Annotated in this window: 20 protein-coding genes, 15 tRNA genes and 1 rRNA gene; 4 read left to right on the plus strand and 32 right to left on the minus strand. The window is 45.3% G+C overall.

All coding sequences use genetic code 11. The features are described 5' to 3' along the window. Positions 1–128: 128 nt before the first annotated feature. Positions 129–1,685: a glucose-6-phosphate dehydrogenase gene (gene zwf / locus ACWA2B_RS13645; protein ID WP_029518173.1), complete on the minus strand. Its 1,557-nt coding sequence runs from the start codon at positions 1,683–1,685 to the stop codon at positions 129–131. 187 nt (positions 1,686–1,872) lie between these two features. After that, complete coding sequence (locus ACWA2B_RS13650) at positions 1,873–2,637, minus strand: YwmB family TATA-box binding protein (RefSeq protein ID WP_449292292.1); 765 nt, start codon at positions 2,635–2,637, stop codon at positions 1,873–1,875. 249 nt (positions 2,638–2,886) lie between these two features. Here ACWA2B_RS13650 and ACWA2B_RS13655 point away from each other — a divergent pair, with 249 nt between their 5' ends. After that, the gene (locus ACWA2B_RS13655; protein ID WP_029518171.1) at positions 2,887–3,351 is read left to right on the plus strand and encodes a hypothetical protein; all 465 of its coding nucleotides are present in this window, start codon (positions 2,887–2,889) and stop codon (positions 3,349–3,351) included. Positions 3,352–3,426: 75 nt separating this feature from the next. Here ACWA2B_RS13655 and ACWA2B_RS13660 read toward each other — a convergent pair whose 3' ends face one another. The 9 genes from ACWA2B_RS13660 to ACWA2B_RS13700 form a co-directional block, all read right to left on the minus strand. Next, positions 3,427–4,077 (minus strand): response regulator, encoded by a 651-nt coding sequence (locus tag ACWA2B_RS13660; protein WP_013372995.1) that lies wholly within the window; start codon positions 4,075–4,077, stop codon positions 3,427–3,429. Continuing rightward, entirely contained in the window at positions 4,055–5,134 is a 1,080-nt protein-coding gene (locus ACWA2B_RS13665; RefSeq protein ID WP_029518169.1) for a sensor histidine kinase, read from the minus strand. The genes ACWA2B_RS13660 and ACWA2B_RS13665 overlap by 23 nt, the downstream gene beginning before the upstream one ends. A gap of 16 nt (positions 5,135–5,150) precedes the next feature. Beyond that, positions 5,151–5,798 carry a cell wall-active antibiotics response protein LiaF gene (gene liaF / locus ACWA2B_RS13670; protein ID WP_029518168.1) on the minus strand — a complete coding sequence of 216 codons (648 nt, stop codon included), beginning with the start codon at positions 5,796–5,798 and terminating at the stop codon, positions 5,151–5,153. A 149-nt stretch (positions 5,799–5,947) separates the two neighbouring features. After that, the gene (locus ACWA2B_RS13675) at positions 5,948–6,652 is read right to left on the minus strand and encodes a PspA/IM30 family protein (RefSeq protein ID WP_013311895.1); all 705 of its coding nucleotides are present in this window, start codon (positions 6,650–6,652) and stop codon (positions 5,948–5,950) included. Continuing rightward, positions 6,652–7,140, minus strand: coding sequence for a PspC domain-containing protein (locus ACWA2B_RS13680; RefSeq protein ID WP_449292293.1), 489 nt, complete (start codon positions 7,138–7,140; stop codon positions 6,652–6,654). Before ACWA2B_RS13680 ends, ACWA2B_RS13675 begins: the two co-directional genes overlap by 1 nt. A 7-nt stretch (positions 7,141–7,147) precedes the next feature. After that, the gene (locus ACWA2B_RS13685; protein WP_013311897.1) at positions 7,148–7,819 is read right to left on the minus strand and encodes a PspA/IM30 family protein; all 672 of its coding nucleotides are present in this window, start codon (positions 7,817–7,819) and stop codon (positions 7,148–7,150) included. A gap of 84 nt (positions 7,820–7,903) precedes the next feature. Continuing rightward, positions 7,904–8,215 (minus strand): LiaF transmembrane domain-containing protein, encoded by a 312-nt coding sequence (locus ACWA2B_RS13690; protein WP_013311898.1) that lies wholly within the window; start codon positions 8,213–8,215, stop codon positions 7,904–7,906. A 127-nt stretch (positions 8,216–8,342) separates the two neighbouring features. Beyond that, positions 8,343–9,593 carry an MFS transporter gene (locus ACWA2B_RS13695; RefSeq protein ID WP_449292298.1) on the minus strand — a complete coding sequence of 417 codons (1,251 nt, stop codon included), beginning with the start codon at positions 9,591–9,593 and terminating at the stop codon, positions 8,343–8,345. A gap of 129 nt (positions 9,594–9,722) precedes the next feature. Further along, positions 9,723–10,274 carry a TetR/AcrR family transcriptional regulator gene (locus tag ACWA2B_RS13700; protein ID WP_029518165.1) on the minus strand — a complete coding sequence of 184 codons (552 nt, stop codon included), beginning with the start codon at positions 10,272–10,274 and terminating at the stop codon, positions 9,723–9,725. A 263-nt stretch (positions 10,275–10,537) separates the two neighbouring features. Here ACWA2B_RS13700 and ACWA2B_RS13705 point away from each other — a divergent pair, with 263 nt between their 5' ends. Beyond that, positions 10,538–10,684: a ParA family protein gene (locus ACWA2B_RS13705; protein WP_161627026.1), complete on the plus strand. Its 147-nt coding sequence runs from the start codon at positions 10,538–10,540 to the stop codon at positions 10,682–10,684. On the opposite strand, the gene ACWA2B_RS13710 is transcribed toward ACWA2B_RS13705, so the two are convergent. From ACWA2B_RS13710 to ACWA2B_RS13730, 5 genes are all read right to left on the minus strand, one after another. Then, on the minus strand, positions 10,659–10,898 hold the full coding sequence (locus tag ACWA2B_RS13710) for a NifU family protein (protein WP_013373004.1): 240 nt from the start codon (positions 10,896–10,898) through the stop codon (positions 10,659–10,661). The two genes, ACWA2B_RS13705 and ACWA2B_RS13710, sit on opposite strands and share 26 nt — an antisense overlap. 321 nt (positions 10,899–11,219) lie before the next feature. Beyond that, positions 11,220–12,617: a Fe-S cluster assembly protein SufB gene (gene sufB, locus ACWA2B_RS13715; protein ID WP_341039996.1), complete on the minus strand. Its 1,398-nt coding sequence runs from the start codon at positions 12,615–12,617 to the stop codon at positions 11,220–11,222. A gap of 43 nt (positions 12,618–12,660) precedes the next feature. Continuing rightward, on the minus strand, positions 12,661–13,968 hold the full coding sequence (gene sufD / locus ACWA2B_RS13720) for a Fe-S cluster assembly protein SufD (RefSeq protein ID WP_449292294.1): 1,308 nt from the start codon (positions 13,966–13,968) through the stop codon (positions 12,661–12,663). Positions 13,969–13,991: 23 nt separating this feature from the next. Next, positions 13,992–14,768, minus strand: coding sequence for a Fe-S cluster assembly ATPase SufC (gene sufC / locus ACWA2B_RS13725; protein ID WP_029518161.1), 777 nt, complete (start codon positions 14,766–14,768; stop codon positions 13,992–13,994). Next, the gene (locus ACWA2B_RS13730) at positions 14,749–15,270 is read right to left on the minus strand and encodes a MarR family transcriptional regulator (RefSeq protein WP_029518160.1); all 522 of its coding nucleotides are present in this window, start codon (positions 15,268–15,270) and stop codon (positions 14,749–14,751) included. Before ACWA2B_RS13730 ends, sufC begins: the two co-directional genes overlap by 20 nt. Before the next feature lie 289 nt (positions 15,271–15,559). Between ACWA2B_RS13730 and ACWA2B_RS13735 the strand changes: the two genes are divergently transcribed. Then, positions 15,560–15,703: a hypothetical protein gene (locus ACWA2B_RS13735; RefSeq protein WP_161627025.1), complete on the plus strand. Its 144-nt coding sequence runs from the start codon at positions 15,560–15,562 to the stop codon at positions 15,701–15,703. A gap of 679 nt (positions 15,704–16,382) precedes the next feature. Next, complete coding sequence (locus ACWA2B_RS13740; protein WP_258012605.1) at positions 16,383–16,511, plus strand: hypothetical protein; 129 nt, start codon at positions 16,383–16,385, stop codon at positions 16,509–16,511. A 44-nt stretch (positions 16,512–16,555) separates the two neighbouring features. Here the strand turns inward: ACWA2B_RS13740 and ACWA2B_RS13745 are convergent. The 16 genes from ACWA2B_RS13745 to ACWA2B_RS13820 all read right to left on the minus strand — a co-directional run. After that, positions 16,556–16,634, minus strand: a tRNA-Leu gene (locus tag ACWA2B_RS13745). Between the two features lie 11 nt (positions 16,635–16,645). Further along, positions 16,646–16,720: transfer RNA gene (locus ACWA2B_RS13750), tRNA-Cys, on the minus strand. 12 nt (positions 16,721–16,732) lie between these two features. Further along, a tRNA-Gly gene (locus ACWA2B_RS13755) sits at positions 16,733–16,804 on the minus strand. 7 nt (positions 16,805–16,811) lie between these two features. Then, positions 16,812–16,886 (minus strand) — tRNA-Gln (locus ACWA2B_RS13760). 10 nt (positions 16,887–16,896) lie between these two features. Then, positions 16,897–16,969 (minus strand) — tRNA-His (locus ACWA2B_RS13765). Between the two features lie 17 nt (positions 16,970–16,986). Then, positions 16,987–17,060: transfer RNA gene (locus tag ACWA2B_RS13770), tRNA-Trp, on the minus strand. A 7-nt stretch (positions 17,061–17,067) separates the two neighbouring features. Then, positions 17,068–17,153, minus strand: a tRNA-Tyr gene (locus tag ACWA2B_RS13775). Positions 17,154–17,158: 5 nt separating this feature from the next. Further along, positions 17,159–17,234 (minus strand) — tRNA-Thr (locus ACWA2B_RS13780). A gap of 22 nt (positions 17,235–17,256) precedes the next feature. Further along, positions 17,257–17,329, minus strand: a tRNA-Phe gene (locus ACWA2B_RS13785). 37 nt (positions 17,330–17,366) lie between these two features. Next, positions 17,367–17,443, minus strand: a tRNA-Asp gene (locus tag ACWA2B_RS13790). Between the two features lie 15 nt (positions 17,444–17,458). Next, positions 17,459–17,535: transfer RNA gene (locus ACWA2B_RS13795), tRNA-Met, on the minus strand. A gap of 26 nt (positions 17,536–17,561) precedes the next feature. Then, positions 17,562–17,637, minus strand: a tRNA-Val gene (locus tag ACWA2B_RS13800). 68 nt (positions 17,638–17,705) lie between these two features. After that, positions 17,706–17,777, minus strand: a tRNA-Glu gene (locus tag ACWA2B_RS13805). 17 nt (positions 17,778–17,794) lie between these two features. After that, positions 17,795–17,886, minus strand: a tRNA-Ser gene (locus tag ACWA2B_RS13810). A 3-nt stretch (positions 17,887–17,889) separates the two neighbouring features. Next, positions 17,890–17,965: transfer RNA gene (locus ACWA2B_RS13815), tRNA-Asn, on the minus strand. Positions 17,966–18,032: 67 nt separating this feature from the next. Continuing rightward, positions 18,033–18,260: ribosomal RNA gene (locus ACWA2B_RS13820) — 23S ribosomal RNA — on the minus strand; the annotation flags it as partial.

Raw genomic sequence — 18,260 nt, forward strand, 5'->3', positions numbered from 1 at the left:
AGCCTGCCTTTAACTTATAATCAGTTGCAAACTGAAAACCTGAGACTAAGCTATTATAGCACACTCCGAACGCAAAGCATCCCCTTACGTCCTAAACAGGACATAGGGGGATGCAGGACAAAACGGGATTACTGAACGCCGCCTACTCGCCAGATGACATTATCTTCATCCTGACCGCTAACCGGCCACCACTTGAAGCCATCCTGCTCCAATAGCTTGTGAGCACCTTCCGGTCCCCATGAGCCTGCAGCATAGGTTTCCAGCGTATCCGGGGTCTGCTGCCATGCTTTGGCGATTCGATCGACGAATCCCCATGCCGTGGCAACCTCATCCCAACGCGTGAAGTACGTCGAATCACCCTCAATCGCATCCATCAGCAACCGTTCATAAGCCTCCGGTGAGTTGATGCCCACCATACAGCTTTGGCAAAAATCCATAGCCAATGGCTCAATATCTGATTCCGAGCCAGGTTTCTTGGCATTAATTTTAATGTAAATGCCCTCCATTGGATTGACCCGAATTACGAGCAAGTTCGGTTCCAGCTTATGCTTTTGACCGAGGTACACGTTCGTTGGCATGCTCTTAAATTCCACAACAATCTCCGTTGTTTTTACAGGGAGACGTTTGCCCGTACGAATATAGAACGGTACGCCAGCCCAACGGAAATTATCAACAAACACGCGTGAAGCAAAATAAGTCTCTGTGTTTGACTGCGGATCAACCTTGTCTTCTTGGCGATATCCCGGCAACTGCTGACCGCGATAACTGCCTTCGATGTATTGACCACGCACCACATTGGTTTTCACATCGTCAGACGTTTCAAAAGGGCGCAGCGAACGCAGCACTTTCACCTTTTCATCACGGATATCCTCAGGCAACAAACGACTAGGTGGCTCCATCGCAATCATCGTTAGCATTTGCAGCATATGGTTCTGTCCCATATCCCGCAAGGCGCCGGAATGATCGTAGTAACCTCCGCGTTCCTCCACCCCTACCGTTTCACTAAGCGTAATTTGCACATTGGCAATATGCTTATTATTCCACAGTGGTTCAAAGAAGGCGTTCGCGAAGCGGATCACCTCAATATTTTGTACCATTTCCTTGCCAAGATAGTGATCAATTCGATAAATTTCTTCTTCGGCAAATACTTCTCGTATTTCAACGTTCAATTCTTGTGCAGATTCGAGGTTATAACCGAATGGCTTCTCAATGACAAGACGATTCCACCCCTTGCCATCCATCATGCCGCCATCTTTCAAGCTCTTAGACACGCTTCCGAATAATTCAGGAGCCAAGGCCAAATAAAACAACCGATTTCCCGGTATGTTAAACTTGCTTTCTATAGACTCCGTCTGCTGTCTCAACTCATGGAACCCTTCGACATTGTTGATATCAAGCGATTTATATTCAAAATGCTCGGCAAATGCCTGCCAATCTTGATCATTTTCTGCTTTGTAGCGACTAAACTCCTGTATGGAAGCGTACAGGTCATTACGGAATTCTTCCTCTGTGCGAGGACGCCTTGCTACACCAATAACGGCAAAATCCTCAGCAAGCTTGCCTTCGCGGTACAAGCTGTAAATAGCAGGAAAAAGCTTGCGACGAGCCAAATCGCCCGTAGCGCCAAAAATAAACAGAACTGCGCCTTGCGTCACAACAGATTCTTTAGCAGGTATGTCAGCCATGTAGTACCTCATTCTTCCCATGTCAAGATTCCGCAATCCACAATCCCCGAAATCCGCATGTAGTATTGTGTATATTTATACAAGATCATACTTGATTTTCGAAAAACATGGAACTAAAGATTTGATGATATTTTAGCATATCCTCCATGGATAAGCTATCCGATGAATCATCAATTTACCTTATAAGTCAGTATTCAATCGTGATGAGCGGAAAACCGAGCGTTATACGTGTATCCTGTTGCTCCTTATCTTCATGTACAGCCATCTGCATCTGGACCTGATGCTCACCGCTTTGAATCATTAACGGCAGCTCTGGAGCTTCATAGGATATAGCCACAGTAGTCGCATCCGTATATCTTTCTTTGGCCTGCATGGAGATGTTCCCTGTTAAGCTCGCTTCTGTCAGTTTCAACAGTTGATCTTTGGATTCCTTTGTATGCAGCGAACGCTGAAGGGCCGTGTTCCACTGCGCTTGAATCCCCATAGACTTTAATTGCTCAGCACAGAGTTTATGAAGCTGAATCAACTGCTCACGTCCTGCATCGTTGCTCTCCAGTTGAACGACTACATACCATTGCCCAGTTTGACGTTCCATTACATTTAAGCGGATTTTTAGATCCTCACTATTACGAACAGAACGATAAACCGTGTGTCCATTTTCCACGAGTTTGTTTACTGTGGGTATATTCAGCTGATCAGCTATCTGTGCCGCTACATCTGCCGGCTTTTCATGGTTAGAAATCCAATCGCCTTGCCACTTCACAACCAGCTTATCCAGCGTACCCGGGGCCTGGTCCGAGATGGTTAACAATGAGCGTAAAGCCGTTTCTGCCTCGCGGGAATCATATCGGTTTGTCTGAAGGGTTCCATAACGCCAGCCAGCCAGTACCAGCACCGTTCCTAATACCAAAATCGTAATAATCCCTTTTCTAATCAACTCTGCTTTTAGCATTATCGTTCCTCCCGCTCCACACAACCATCCGATTCCCACACCTACGCTCTGGATACTTTCTTTTTCGGCTGGTTTGAAATCTATGAATCTATCAATAGCATTCCCGTTGTCAGAGGTTTTATACACACAGCAATACGGCAAAGCCCTTCTAAAATATTCATCTGCCTACTGGGTGTTCGACCATACATCGTAGGCACCATAAGAATAGACTATGATCACAATGCATCTTACACCAAAAGAGGTGAAATCATGTTTCCGATTTATCCTGTAAATGAAGCCAGTGTGGCACCTCATGGTGGACGTCTGGTCTGTGCCGTTATGCGTGATGGTACACGACACATCGGCATCTTAAGTGGGTGTAGCAAAGGCAAGCTGATGTTGAACGGATATCCACCCTCCTTTCCTGGCAGTCTCTATGCCGGGAGCTACAGTAACAAAGGAAAACAAACCCCTAAAAAGATTTCCTCTAAAAAGAAAAAAAGGAATCCTAAAAACAAAGTTCGTACCTCTGCCAAACTAAATGCCTTAATTAAGCCGCCCAATGCACCTCTGAGTCCATCCTTTCCTTATGACGCAGGCGGATTTGCTGGAAATGGCTATAGTAGTTATGGAAATGGCAGAGCAGGCTATCGCGGTGGGTACGGCGGATATGGATACGGTGCAGGGCTTGCACTAGATCTGGCTTTAATCGCCTTTTTATTCCTCCTGATCTAAACACCTTGTTATAGAACACAAAAAACCGGAGAACTATTATCGTCTCCGGTTCTTTGTATTCGTTTATTCTACATTCTACTCTGCTAATCCGTTCTTATAGGCATAGATCGCCGCCTGTGTACGGTCTTCCACTCCTAATTTAGCGAGAAGGTTCGTGACATGGAATTTTACCGTCTTAATCCCGATAATCAGCTCGTCTGCGATATCCTGATTAGACTTCCCTTGTGCCAACAGGCGAAGTACCTCCATCTCACGATCAGTCAGCTCCGTATGGGCGGGCGCTTCAGCCTGTGGCTGGCGGAATCGATTCATCATCTTGGAGGCCACCTGTGACTCTAGTACGGACTGTCCACGTGCAGCTGCACGGATCGCATCCGCTATTTCGGAAGCGCGAGACGTTTTAAGCAAATAGCTGAATGCCCCTGCCTCAATGACCGGATACATTTTCTCATCATCCAAATAACTCGTCAGCACAATCACCTTTGTCTCTGGAAGCAGACGAGTTACTTGGCGTGTCGTTTCGATGCCATCCATGCCATCCATGACCAGATCCATCAAAATCACATTTGGCTTGTATTCGGAAGCCAACCGTATGCCTTCTTCTCCGCTTCCGGCCTCGCCGACCACTTCAATACCTTCTTCCGTCCCCAGCACCGCCGCAAGACCAATTCGTACCATTTCATGGTCGTCTACCAGCAGTACGCTAATCGGTAATTCCGTTTCCATGATCATCGTTCCTTCCGCTTTCATCATTAATAACTGGCACGGACACCTCAATCCGTGTCCCTTTTCCTGGAGCCGTTATATACTGAATCGCTCCCCCAATTTCACTGACCCGCTCCTGCATCGTGGATAATCCATATGAAGTCTGCTTTTTCTCATCCAGCTCAAAACCAATACCGTTATCCCGAATCGTCAGCCTGATGGAATCTGGGCGTTGCACGATACGAATTTCCATGCGGGTTGCTTTGGCATGGCGCAACGTATTAGACATCGCTTCCTGCACAATACGAAACAAGTGGTTCTCAATGCCTTTAACCAACTGTACTCCGCTTTCAATCTCAAAATCAATCTCCATCGGTACCTTTGCCTGCAACTCTTGTACCAAATCACGCAAACCCTGCTCAAGCCGTTTCCCTTCCAGATAGACAGGCCGCAGATGAAGTAGTAACGCCCGCATTTCGGATTGTGCCACGGAAGACATTTCTTCAATTAGTGCAACTTGACGCTGCGCTTTATCAAAATCCTTATCCAGCGTCCTTCCCACAGCCGTCGCCGTCATTGAAATAGCAAATAATTGCTGTGATACGGCATCATGCAACTCTCTGGCCAGCCGCTGTCGCTCCTCCACAATCGCAGTCATCCGTGCCTGTTCTGCCAACTGAGCATTATCCGTGGATAAGCGTTGTAAAGACGTAACTTGTTCCTGCCATTTACGCCCAATCCGTTCCAGCTGTTCTCCCAGCCTGCCAAGCTCATCATGCCCTAGGGGCGGCAACTCACGTGCAGGGGTTCCCTTTTCCCACATCAGCAACGTCTCTCTCAACATTTCCAGTCTGCTTTTAAAGCGGTAGCTTTCATAAAATCCGTACATTGCCCCTGTACCAATCAACACCAGTATAACGGCTCCTGCAACTTTCAATATCATTCCCCAGGTTGGGAACGACTTCACATATCCATATGTATACAGCATATAAAAGACAACTACGCCCACAACAACACACAGGAGGATACCTTCACCCATACTGCGGGTTACCATGTTGGACGCTTTTTTATGATTCATCCCGGCTCCTCCTGATTCAATAAAATCGGACGCGAACATCGCCCGCCAAGTACGAAACAACAAACTTCACTTTATACTCACTCTGCTCAAAATGGGGAGACTTCCAAACTAGTCGATTGAGCATCCCCGCCTCATGGTCCCGGTCGAACTGAATCTGTCCGAACAATATGAACATCTCCACCTCTACACCGTAATTATCCGGTAGGGTGATGTCAATATCACCGAAGATCCCCTGCAAAAATATGACGGGCTCACGTTCCTCTGGAAGAGCCAACGTCAGGTCGGCATCCACGTCCCCAACCACATGCCATATGCTTGTGCTGCGCAGGCTCCAAGGCACTTCATCCCATTTATGATTGGATATAAAATTGTGCTTGAATATGGAGCTTTGACCTTTATGCAGCTTCCTTGAACGTGAATAGAATATAGCTAATGATGCTAGTGTAACTACCACAAACAGGAACAAATGATCCAGCACTAACAATCCAGCACCAATCGCGAGCATCGTGTAACCCTTTTTGATTTTGGAATTGCGGATCTTATATATTCCGGCCAACATTAGGATCAGTGCAACCACGGAGAGGAACCCAATCCACTGACCGAATAAAATGATAATTCCGATGCCAATCCCTGCCAGTGCCAAGGCTGATTTTCTTCTCTCCATGCTGCACCCCCTTTTTGTTTATACAGGACGGAAAAGCCATAGTGGCGCAACATTCCGCCATATGGCTTTCCTGAACCATACAGATTAGGCACGATCATCGACCAATGTCCATTCCATACAGCATATCATAATGTCTTGTTTCCGAGTAGTCAGTCCTTCTTCATATCGACTGGTTTAACACCTGTCTGAATTTTGGACTTAAGCTGTTGAAGCTGCTCATCCACTTTAAACTGTTTTTCAGCCTCAGCCGGATTAACATATGCTTCTCCTGGAGCTTGACGGTAAGGAGCACGCAGTACGTCAGCTTCAGCTTCCATTTGCATGATTTTTTCTTCCATACGGTGGAAGCCCAGTGAAGCAGATCCACTTTCAATCGTGTGCAAACTATTGATTTGAGACATTTGCTTTTTAGCTTTCGCCATTTGAGCACGGGATACCAACTCATTGCGCTTGTTGCGCATTTTATAGAATTCATCTTTCATGTCGTGAAGCTGCTGTACCAATTCTTTTGCTTGAAGCTCAGCTTGTGTATGCAAGTCGCGGTATTCGTCCTGCTTCTGCACAAAATAAATCTTCTCTCCCAACAACTTGCGCGCTACTTCTTCCTGACCATTTCGCAATGCGGATTCAGCCTGTTTCTCACGCTCATTGGATACACGTACCGCTTCCTCCAAACGCTGTTTCATACGTCGTTCATTCGCCATTTGCTTGGCAACCGTTACCTCTGCCTCGTGAATTTCCGCCTCCATATCGCGCAGATATTGATTCAACATAATAATCGGATCTTCCACTTTATCCAACACTTCATTCACCGATGCTCTTGTCATATCCTTCATTCTTTTAAAGATCCCCATTATTTACGATCTCCCTTCTCAAATTGCTCTACTTTTTTGCGTAACTCTGCCAATTCTTTTTTCATTGCCTTTTTCTCAATATCTTCCATCATGGAATCCAAGTCATTGTTCTGACCTGTGTTAAATTTGGATGAGTTGCGGGCATCTTGACCAAAAGACGGGTTCGAATTGCCATATGCACCGCCCTGGTTGTAACCAGTTCCCTGCCCATACTGCGATCTTGTATTGTGACTGCCATAATAGCGTGGATCCTGTTGATGGTAGGGCCCGCTGTCAGGGCCAAATCCTCCATCGAAAGGAGATCTCGGCTCCTTGGAGATAACCAGTGCCGCAATCACATAAATCATAAATGTGGTTCCTGCTGTAATAAAGAAACTGATCACAACCAGAATACGAATCCATGTTGAGTCCATTCCTGTTGCGTCAGAAAGACCGCCACATACACCTGTTATTACTCTATCCCGGCTTGATCTGTAAATTCGGGTCATTATCAATTTACTCCTTCCCGCTGTTGTTCAGCTTGCTTTTCAGTCTCGCCCACTCTTGTTCGAGCAGCGATCCACCGCCTTGGGCATCCTGTGCATGGTCGCCCTCGCCCCGACGTAAATCACGCAGACTCATCGTTTCTGCTTCCATATCGGCTACCCGGTCTTCCAAGCGGTTGAACATTCGGGGAACGTTTCGTCCACCGTATGTACCAGCCCGTTCGTTCATTTGCTGCTGGAGTCTCAACGTCTGTACACGTGCCGCATAATACTGACGCTTGCTGTGTACCGTTTGATATTCTGTCTTTAACGTATCTAGCTGTTGTTCTAGCTCACGTAGTGATTCACGGCTCTGCTCCCACAGTTCTCTATACTGCTCTTCTTTTTCTGCATATAGCATTTTCTCCTGTAGGGCCAGCTTCGCAATATGTTCTTCATCAGCCTTCAAAGCCAGTAGCGCCTGTTCCTCCCGTTTGGTCTGCATGGACAATGCATGATCCAACTGCTGCTTCATCTGTCTTGTATGCATCGCATACTGTTGATGGAGTTTTTCCGCTTCGGCAATTTCCTGGCGGGTATTATACAAGAACTGGTCAATCAGTTGCACTGGGTCTTGGCTTTGTTCCAAATGCTCATTGAAGGTTGCTACTGTGATATCGCGCATTCTTCGAAAAACACTCATTTGCATCTGCTCCTTTCACAATTCGTATCCCCATAATCAAAACTTCGTTACTGCAATATTTCTTCATTCGCTAAACTGCTAAAATCAGTAACGTCTTCTGCGGTCACTCAGCAGGGAAACACCAAATATGATCAATCCGATTGCCAGTAGTGGTCCCAGAAGCCAGGACAGTTTGCCGAGCAAAATCAGTACCCCAAGTACAAGTACGATCCAGCCGAAGAGCGCATTTCCTTTTTTCACACCGTAGTAGCCTAGCATAACCATAGCTATCGGAATTAAGTAACCAATCAGATGTCCTAAAAAGTGACCGAAAAACGGAGTAAACTTACCGAGCAGCATAATCGAACCCAACACGATCAGTACAATGGCTAACCCATTCCCTTTGTTAACTCTCATCATCTCTCACCGCCTTTCACTGTGTCTTGCTTATGTCCTTATTGTACGCTGAACAAGCGTTTGACAAAACGGACCCCAGACGGTTTTTGAACCTAGACCTAAGTCGGGGATGAGTATAGACCTGCGGCTATCTTCCTCTATGCTGTTCTGCTGCACGGGCTATCGAATGTTGCTCACCCGCTTGCTTGGAACGTAGTGAAAGGACGAGACAAGCCAGTAACGCTATAGCTGCAACCATATAAGGCAGATTAATATGAACATCGAACAACAGTCCTGCAATTAATGGTCCAATCACATTACCCAAGCTAGTATAGGATGAGTTCATGCCTGCCACAAAGCCTTGCTCATCTCCGGCCTGCCGCGATAGAGAAGTACTTACTGCCGGGCGAAGGATATCCATAGCCAGAAAAATGATGAAGGTCGTCAGCATAATCATCACGTACTGTTCAGCAAATAAGGTTAGAAAAATGAACAGGCCCCCAATGGCCAAACAGAGGTGAATTACTTTTTTCTCTCCAAAACGATTAATGATCCATCCAAATATAGTCGCTTGGACAACTGCTCCCAAAATGGAGCCTGTCGTTATAATGATGGCAATATCCATCGGTGTAAAACCATATTTATGGTCAACAAACAGTCCAAATACGGTTTCAAAGTTCGCTAACCCAAAAGCAACGACAAATACAATGAGTAAACCCATGAAATATGGAGATTGATATGACTTGGCAAATTGCTGCAAAAGATTTTCTTTTTGACGTGGAAGCTCTCTATTATATTGTTGCTTTTCCTTGCTTAAAGACTCAGGCAGCACTAACAGAGACAAGATAGCTGCTATTCCCGCAGCTCCAGCTGCCGCAAAGAAGGGAATGCGTATTCCATATGTGGCAAGCAATCCGCCAATCCCTGGCCCGATTATGAAGCCTGTGTTGATCGCCGCATTGATCATGCCCATTCCCTTGCCTCTTTCCTCAAACGAGGTCACGTCAGCGACATAGGCCATTATAGAAGGAGTCAGCAACGCTGCCCCTGCTCCACCCATGATTCGTGCTATGAACAGGGTAGGAATGGAATGAGCCAGTCCAAAAACAAGCTCTGATAACATGAAGATGAACATCCCAGAAACAATCAATTTTTTACGTCCATAACGATCAGACAACTTTCCTGACAATGGTGATAATAAAAGCTGAGTCAACGCAAAAGCTGCAACCATCAGTCCCATCGAAGAACCATTCATCCCTAGCTCACTTATAAATTTAGGTAATACAGGGACAACTAAGCCAATCCCCATGAACGCCAAAAAAATGTTAAGCATCAATAACAGCATTGCTCCTCGATTTCTTGTGAGTATAGACATATTTCCACCCTTCCTTTTCCGTATCTCTTTATTCGATATCAGGTAAACTTCATTATCCCTTTTCAAAAAACAATTAAAACTAAAAATGTTTTCTTAGTTTTCATATAAAAAAGTGGCCTCTTCAAATATGCAGCATATTGTTGAGGCTATTTTTTAATTTTCGACCAAACCGAACAACAAAATATCTACAATAGAATAAGTAGCTTCCTCTACCGTCACACTGTTATCCAGAAAGAAACGCTGATCAAGCGTTAAATTTACAGATTCAATAATAAGCTTCATGATCAGAGCCTCATTTTTGTTCACAATAATTCCTTCTCGGATGCCTTCCTGAATTAATGTTCTAATCGGAGACCAATCATTTAAATCGGCATGTACCCTTTTCCATTGTTCAGGATAATACTTTTTCATCTGGTCCAATATTCTTAAATCGTAAAACTTATAATACAGAGGCATGACCCTAATCGACTGCTTAATCTTGTCTAACAAAGATAACTCATTATTTTGGATAATCTGCTCAGTTTTTCGAATCATATCATCATTTGTACGCTCAATAAGTGTTTCTAAAATAAGCGTCTTAGACGAAAAGTTTTCATACAACGTACGCTTGCTAATAGCGAGTCTTTTCGCAAGATCATCCATCGTAAATTTCAATCCATTTTCATGAACTTCATCTACAAAAGCCTCCAAAATTCTTTCCTGCATATTCGCCCTCATTTCTTTCGCGCTCGGTAAACTAGAAAAGTTTTTTCAGTACCATCATCTTACGATAAGATCAAAGCGCTGGTCAAATCCATGTTAACCTTGTTGCCAAAATCATGAATATATAACAAAAGGATGATAAAATGCCTTTAAGCATTTTATCATCCTTTTGTGTATACCGACGAGAGGACTTGAACCTCTACGGTTTCCCACTCGATACCGAATACAATCTTGATAATACCTTGTTTAATGAAGGGGGATAAGCGTTGCTCGTCGATTTCGACCCGCAAGGTAATCTGTCGATGTACTTTGGTATTGAGCAGCGGGATCAACTTCCGTGGCTATGGTCTGCGACAGGACTAACTCAGTTGCTCAGTATCAAGGAATTTAGAATACTTGTACAACTTCTTTAATATCATCAATTTCCTCAAGAATTGCGCGCTCAATAGCAACCTTTAACGTAATCGTAGCACTTGGGCAACCATTGCAAGCTCCCAAAAATCTTAATTTTGCTATACCGTTCTCAACTTCGACCAGTTCAGCATCTCCACCGTCACGCAGTAAGAAAGGACGTAGTTTGAGAAGAACTTCCGATACTTCATCGAATAAAACTCCATTTTCATCCATCATGCCAACTCCTCCCATTGTTTTACCAACCGTCAATTCAGACCTTTTTTCACCCTAGATCGTCTGAGTGATCCTTGGTTTTTTGCCTAAGAGTGACCTCTTGATCCGAAAGTTCCCTTATAAGCGTATGAATAGAGTCTAAAGGTATCATCACACCGCAACTTGCGCTCAATCCTGACAGCATATTGAGGCAGAACTGAAGTTTTCGTATCTCTCGCGTAATTTGAGCTAGTTCTGAATCGTCCGAATTATTTTTCTTCATTACTAGCACCTCGCACTTCTTTAAAGAATGATAAAGGTTTGATCTATTAAATTAATGAATCAACCGATGCTTCCTTCCATCTCAAATTGAATCAACCGATTCATTTCAACGGCATATTCCATTGGCAATTCTTTGGTAAACGGTTCAATAAAGCCCATTACAATCATTTGTGTAGCATCTTGTTCTGTAAGCCCGCGGCTCATTAAGTAAAACAATTGTTCCTCGGACACTTTGGATACTGTTGCCTCGTGCTCCAAAGTAATCTGATCGTTTTTAATTTCATTGTACGGAATCGTATCTGATGTTGACATGTGGTCCAATATCAACGTATCGCACTTAATATTGGACTTGGACCCTGCGGAATCGCGGCTGAAGCTGGACAACCCTCGGTAGTTTACTTTTCCGCCCTGCTTGCTGATGGATTTGGATATAATCGTAGATGTTGTCTCGGGAGCAAGGTGAATTACCTTCGCGCCAGCATCTTGATGCTGATCTTTACCGGCTACGGCAATAGACAGGATGGACCCCTTGGCTCCCCGTCCTTTCAATAATACTGCCGGATACTTCATTGTTACCTTGGAGCCGATGTTGCCGTCCACCCATTCCATTGTGGCATTTTCTTCTGCCACAGCCCTTTGGGTTACCAAGTTGTAGATATTAGGAGCCCAATTCTGAATGGTCGTGTAACGGACACGGGAATCTTTCCGGCAAATAATTTCAATAACTCCACTATGCAGAGAACTGGTACTATAAATAGGTGCTGTACATCCTTCAACATAATGGACAAAGCTGCCCTCTTCGGCAATAATTAATGTCCGCTCGAATTGACCCATATTTTCAGAATTAATACGGAAATAACCTTGTATAGGTACCTCGCACTGAACACCCTTCGGAATGTATACAAAGCTACCGCCTGACCAAACCGCACTATTAAGCGCCGCAAATTTATTGTCGGCGGGAGGGATGATCGTCCCAAAATGTTGCTTAAACACTTCGGGGTATTGCTTTAATGCACTATCCGTATCAAGGAAAATAACGCCCTGATCCTCCAGCTCTTTCCGCATGCTGTGATAAACTACTTCCGACTCATATTGAGCGGATACGCCCGCCAGGAACTTTTGCTCCGCTTCAGGGATTCCCAGCTTGTCAAAGGTTGCTTTGATCTCGGAAGGAACCTCCTCCCAGGTCTTTCCCTGTTTTTCAGAAGGGCGAACGTAATACTGGATGTCATCAAGATTTAGCTCGGTCAAATCCGCTCCCCATTCAGGCATCGGCATTTTGTAGAATTGATTCAAAGCTTTCAACCGAAAATTGAGCATCCACTCCGGCTCTTCCTTGATTCGGGAAATTTCCCGGACAATCTCTTCCGTCAGACCTTTTCCAGATTGAAAAATAGACTGGTGCTTGTCGCGAAACCCATATTTATATTCGCCCATATCTGGTGCTTTTTTAGCCATTGGTATCACTCCTTTTTAACCTTTCAAGATTCATTTTGATTTGCTATGATCTGCCGAGCTTGCTTTCCACTAAATCTTTTAGGCGACTGCGAACACCTTCCAGCGGGATCTCCGAAATGACAGGAGCGAGAAATCCGAAAATAACAAGATGTTCGGCTTCACTCCGTGATATCCCGCGCGACATCAGATAATAGATTTGCTCTGCATTTACTTGCCCCACGGATGCAGCATGACCCGCGGTTACATCATCCTCATCTATCAGCAGGATCGGATTGGCATCGCCGCGAGCTTTAGGACTTAGCATAAGCACGCGTTCTGTTTGCTGACCATCACAATGGGTTGCACCTTTTTCAATCTTTGTAATGCCGTTGATAATGGCCGTAGCTTCTTCAAGCATGACTGCACGCGTAATCATCTGGCTTACCGAGCTTCTGCCAAAATGCTGAGCTTGAGTTGTATAGCTCGATTTTTGATTGCCCGTGCCAATAGCAATCACCTTATTGTCGGAGACCGCCCCGTTGCCTTGTAGCAAAGTCTTGGTATCGCTGGCGGTATTACCATTGTTCATCTCACCGATAATCCATTCCACACCCCCATCAGCAAGAACGACCGCCCGTCGCTGGGTGAAATCTGTTGTAGTTACAGCAAGCTGATGAACCGAAGCTACTTGCACCTTTGAGCCCGCCCCCGCGAAGACCTCCGTCACACCGTTATGCAATACCTTGACATCATCACCACTCGATACACAATTATCCACATAAGTGATCTTGCTGTTGCTCCCTGCCACAATTAAGACGTGAGGAGCAAAACACACACCGCTTTTATCGTTAAGAAAGATCGCTTGAATAGGTGCTTCAACCTCTACACCGTCTGGGACATATAGAAAAACGCCACCACTCCATAAGGCACTGTGTGCAGCAGATAAACGATGTTCTTCTGGCTTTACTGCCTGAAAGAGATAACGTTGAACCAGCTCCTCATGCTCTTTTGCCGCAGTATGCAGATCCGTTAAAATGACTCCCTGGGCGGCTAAGCTCTCGGACAATTTCGTATACACTACATCCGAGTTGAGCTGAACGATTAGTCCGCCTTTCACCGGAGAAGCAACCAAACCTCGAACAACCTCCGGCGCTTCCTCCAAACTAGACCACGCATTCTCAGCTTTGTAATCTCCACTTTCGTAGATATCCCATTTTTCAAGATTGATTTTCTCCACTTTAGGCAACTCCAGCGTCCCTGCCAGTTCGAGTGCATGAACGCGGCGTTCAATCAGCCAACGAGGTTCATCCTTAGCGCTTGACCATGCGCGTAAATCGTCCACATTCATTGAAACTCTAGCTTGTATATCCACGTGCTGTTCCTCCTCTCCGGCTTTTAAGCATCCCTTACCGTCTCATCCGTAATCCCAAGTTCCTCCTTCACCCAATCGTACCCTTCAGCCTCCAAACGGTGGGCAAGCTCCGGACCGCCAGATTTAACTATCCGGCCTTGCATCATGACATGCACAAAATCCGGGGTAATATAATTCAACAGTCGTTGATAATGGGTGATGATTAAAAAGCCTCTATCCGGGCTGCGCATCTCATTTACGCCATTGGCCACAATACGCAGTGCATCAATATCAAGCCCTGAGTCCACTTCATCCAGGATCACAAACTTGGGTTCAAGTAGCATCATTTGCAAAATCTCATTCCGCTTTTTTTCACCGCCAGAGAATCCCTCATTCAAATAACGATGCACAAATTCCGGGTTCATCTCCAGCCCCTTCATTTTGCTCTCCATTTCACGGATAAAACGGATTAGGGATATCTCATCGCCTTCTTCACGCCGTGCATTGATGGCACTTCTGAGAAAATCCGAGTTGGTCACGCCAGCAATTTCACTTGGGTATTGCATAGCGAGGAACAAGCCTGCCTGGGCACGCTCATCCACCTCCATCTCCAGAAGGTCTTCATTGTCCAATGTCACCTTACCGCCAGTAACCTCATATTTGGGATGGCCCATTAAAGCTGAAGCCAATGTACTTTTTCCCGTCCCATTAGGCCCCATAATCGCATGAATCTCTCCGCCATGAATCTCCAGTGTGAGCCCTTTTAAAATTTCTTTCCCTTCAATCTTGGATCTTAATTCCTCAATCTTTAATGTCGTCATTTATCGTAAACTTCCCTTCGGAGTATTCTTCGGCACGCGCCACCAAATCACTCATAAATTTTCCAATAGTCTGCAGCTCAACCTCTGAATAGGATTCAATGAATTGGTAAAACCTTTCTTCTTTTTCTTTGTGCATTTCTTTATGCAAATGATAAACGTGTCTTCCCTTATCCGTTAAACTAAAGTAAATCTCCTTACGATTGCTGTTCAGTTGACTTCTCATAATGAAGCCCATTTCCAGCAGCTTTGCACTAATTTTAGTAATGCTAGCTTTGGACAACCCCATCTTCTCCACAATCCCGGTATGATTTATCGGTTCATAATCACCAATGCAATCAATAACGTGCACACTAGTAATATTGTTGGAAAGCATGTCAATCTGGTACTTTCTGGCCTGTTGCCGAAACGAGTTAAATTCTTGTTCAGTATACAGCTCATTCAGATGTAGCATTTTAATATATTGCTCGTAAAGATGACCTTTAAAATGATTTTGAAACTCCAATTTCCCAATCTCCCCTCTTTTGTAGTAGTTGAGACCAAGTTCAGTGTCTCCATTAGATTTTTTTGTTCACTAGTAAACAAAATTATATTAACACAATTGATATTGATAATCAATATCAATTGTGTTGAATGTGACGTAATTTTGAAGTCGCATTTCACGGGTTTGTTGTCATTGTCATAGGCCTCATGCTGTGTTTTTACTAGGGCACGTCCCGGAAATAGTTTTAAATACCTCTGATCAATCCTGCTTTGCGGGGGTTGAACAATGGAACCAATTCGGCAGCATCCGGATGGATCTGGTAACCGAAGCCAAGTCCAATACCGTTGCCTATGAACGTCATGGTACACCTGCCACAGACTGGGGTCGCTACCGTAAAAAGAGGACGAAGGTGGTGCTTGGCCGAGCTGTTTTAAAGCTGTATCGCCGCGTTTGAGTACGCTATCGCGAGCATGTATGGCAATGAATAATCCGTCAGTTACCTGTGTCTGGATATGTTATGGGGCCAAAGAGTAACCAAAAACTGTGGTTTTTGCTGGTGAATCCGAACAGGCGATCCTCCATTCTAGCCAGCACCGATCTGACACTGGAGACAACCTAGATCATTGAACTTTATACCGCCCGGTTCAAAAACAAATGTACCTTCTGGGCGCTAAAGCAATCCATCGGCGGATTCAGCTACCACTTTTGTAGCAATTCCATTCCGAAGCTCAACCGGTATTTGAAAAAGGATCGGGTTCACCCTCTGGAGTTGTTGGAAGAGGAGAAAGCGTAACGGGACATCCGCCTAACTGTAAAGATGAGAATGGTAAACGATAACCAAAATGGATCCCTACGGAGCTTAAGATAAAAGGAACCAAGAAAAGAGCCGAAATCTTGCTTCAGGAAGCCAGGAAGAATTATCATATGGAAGGACAAGCACTCGCGGTTGAAAACGAAGATATGCTGTAAGAGTAAAAGCGGCTACTCTATCCGGTAATCTGCCACTGGTGGACACGTTCTATGAGCTTCTGATTCGTATGAAGGAATAACAGGAATCCTATCGCTTATCTTCTGACAATTCTTATTGTCTTGAATACCTGGAGTATATTTATGTAGATGTATTAGGGGTAAGCATGAAAGAAGTTCAGGAATGGTTAGGCCACAGCGATTATGCAACAACGGCAAATATTTATTCGCATTTGGAATACAACTCAAAGGTGTCTTCAGCTCAAGCAATGAGTGGGGTACTAAAGCTCAAATAAAAAAAGCTCACTAGAGAATGTCTCTAATGAACTCTTTTAGTTAATACCGGCGAGAGGACTCGAACCTCCACGGTTTCCCACTCGATTTTGAGTCGAGCGCGTCTGCCATTCCGCCACGCCGGCGTATTCAATTATGGAGGCGCCACCCAGATTTGAACTGGGGAATAAAGCTTTTGCAGAGCTTTGCCTTACCACTTGGCTATGGCGCCAGAGTGTAACAAAGCGGACGACGGGAATCGAACCCGCGACCCTCGCCTTGGCAAGGCGATGCTCTACCGCTGAGCCACGTCCGCATAAAGATGGCTGGGGATATAGGATTTGAACCTATGCATGACGGAGTCAAAGTCCGTTGCCTTACCGCTTGGCTAATCCCCAATAAGTAAAGGGCGGCCGATGGGGCTTGAACCCACGAATGCCGGAGTCACAGTCCGGTGCGTTAACCACTTCGCCACGACCGCCGCAAGTAATGAATAATTGGCAGGGGCAGCAGGAATTGAACCCACACCAACGGTTTTGGAGACCGTTGTTCTACCTTTAAACTATGCCCCTATAAAACTGGTGGAGGATGATGGATTCGAACCACCGAACCCGTAAGGGAGCAGATTTACAGTCTGATGCGTTTGGCCACTTCGCTAATCCTCCAAAAATGGTGCCGGCGAGAGGACTTGAACCCCCAACCTACTGATTACAAGTCAGTTGCTCTACCAGTTGAGCTACACCGGCACATAAAATATTCAATTAAAAGTGGCTCGGGACGGAATCGAACCGCCGACACGAGGATTTTCAGTCCTCTGCTCTACCGACTGAGCTACCGAGCCTTAGAATAAGGCTCTTCATTACACGTTATAATACTAATGGCGGAACTGACGGGATTCGAACCCGCGATCTCCTGCGTGACAGGCAGGCATGTTAGGCCTCTACACCACAGTTCCATAATAATTTTTAATTGGTTGCGGGGGCAGGATTTGAACCTGCGACCTTCGGGTTATGAGCCCGACGAGCTACCGAACTGCTCCACCCCGCGACAATAATAAATATTAAATTTTCAAATGGTGGAGGCTGAGGGGCTCGAACCCCCGACCCTCTGCTTGTAAGGCAGATGCTCTCCCAGCTGAGCTAAGCCTCCACACCGAAACACTTTTCATATTATACCATAATAAAATTTTTATTGCAAGTTTTTTTATGATATTTTTATGACCCGTAGGGGATTCGAACCCCTGTTACCTCCGTGAAAGGGAGGTGTCTTAACCCCTTGACCAACGGGCCATGCTACAAATGAATTATGGCGGAGAGAGAGGGATTCGAACCCTCGAGACGCTTTTGGCGCCTACACGATTTCCAATCGTGCTCCTTCGGCCAACTCGGACACCTCTCCATATGGCTCCCCGAACAGGACTCGAACCTGTGACAACTCGATTAACAGTCGAGTGCTCTACCAACTGAGCTATCAGGGAATATTAAGCATTTGTTTCAAGGTTACACCCTGAAAACTGGATCCGAAACTCTTTTGCGTTTTATTCTTAGGATAAGCCCTCGACCGATTAGTATTGGTCAGCTCCATGCATTACTGCACTTCCACCCCCAACCTATCTACCTCGTCGTCTTCAAGGGGTCTTACTAATTGGGAAATCTCATCTTGAGGGGGGCTTCACGCTTAGATGCTTTCAGCGCTTATCCCTTCCGTACATAGCTACCCAGCGGTGCTCCTGGCGGAACAACTGGTACACCAGCGGTACGTCCATCCCGGTC

The sequence above is a fragment of the Paenibacillus sp. CMM36 genome (assembly GCF_053570945.1).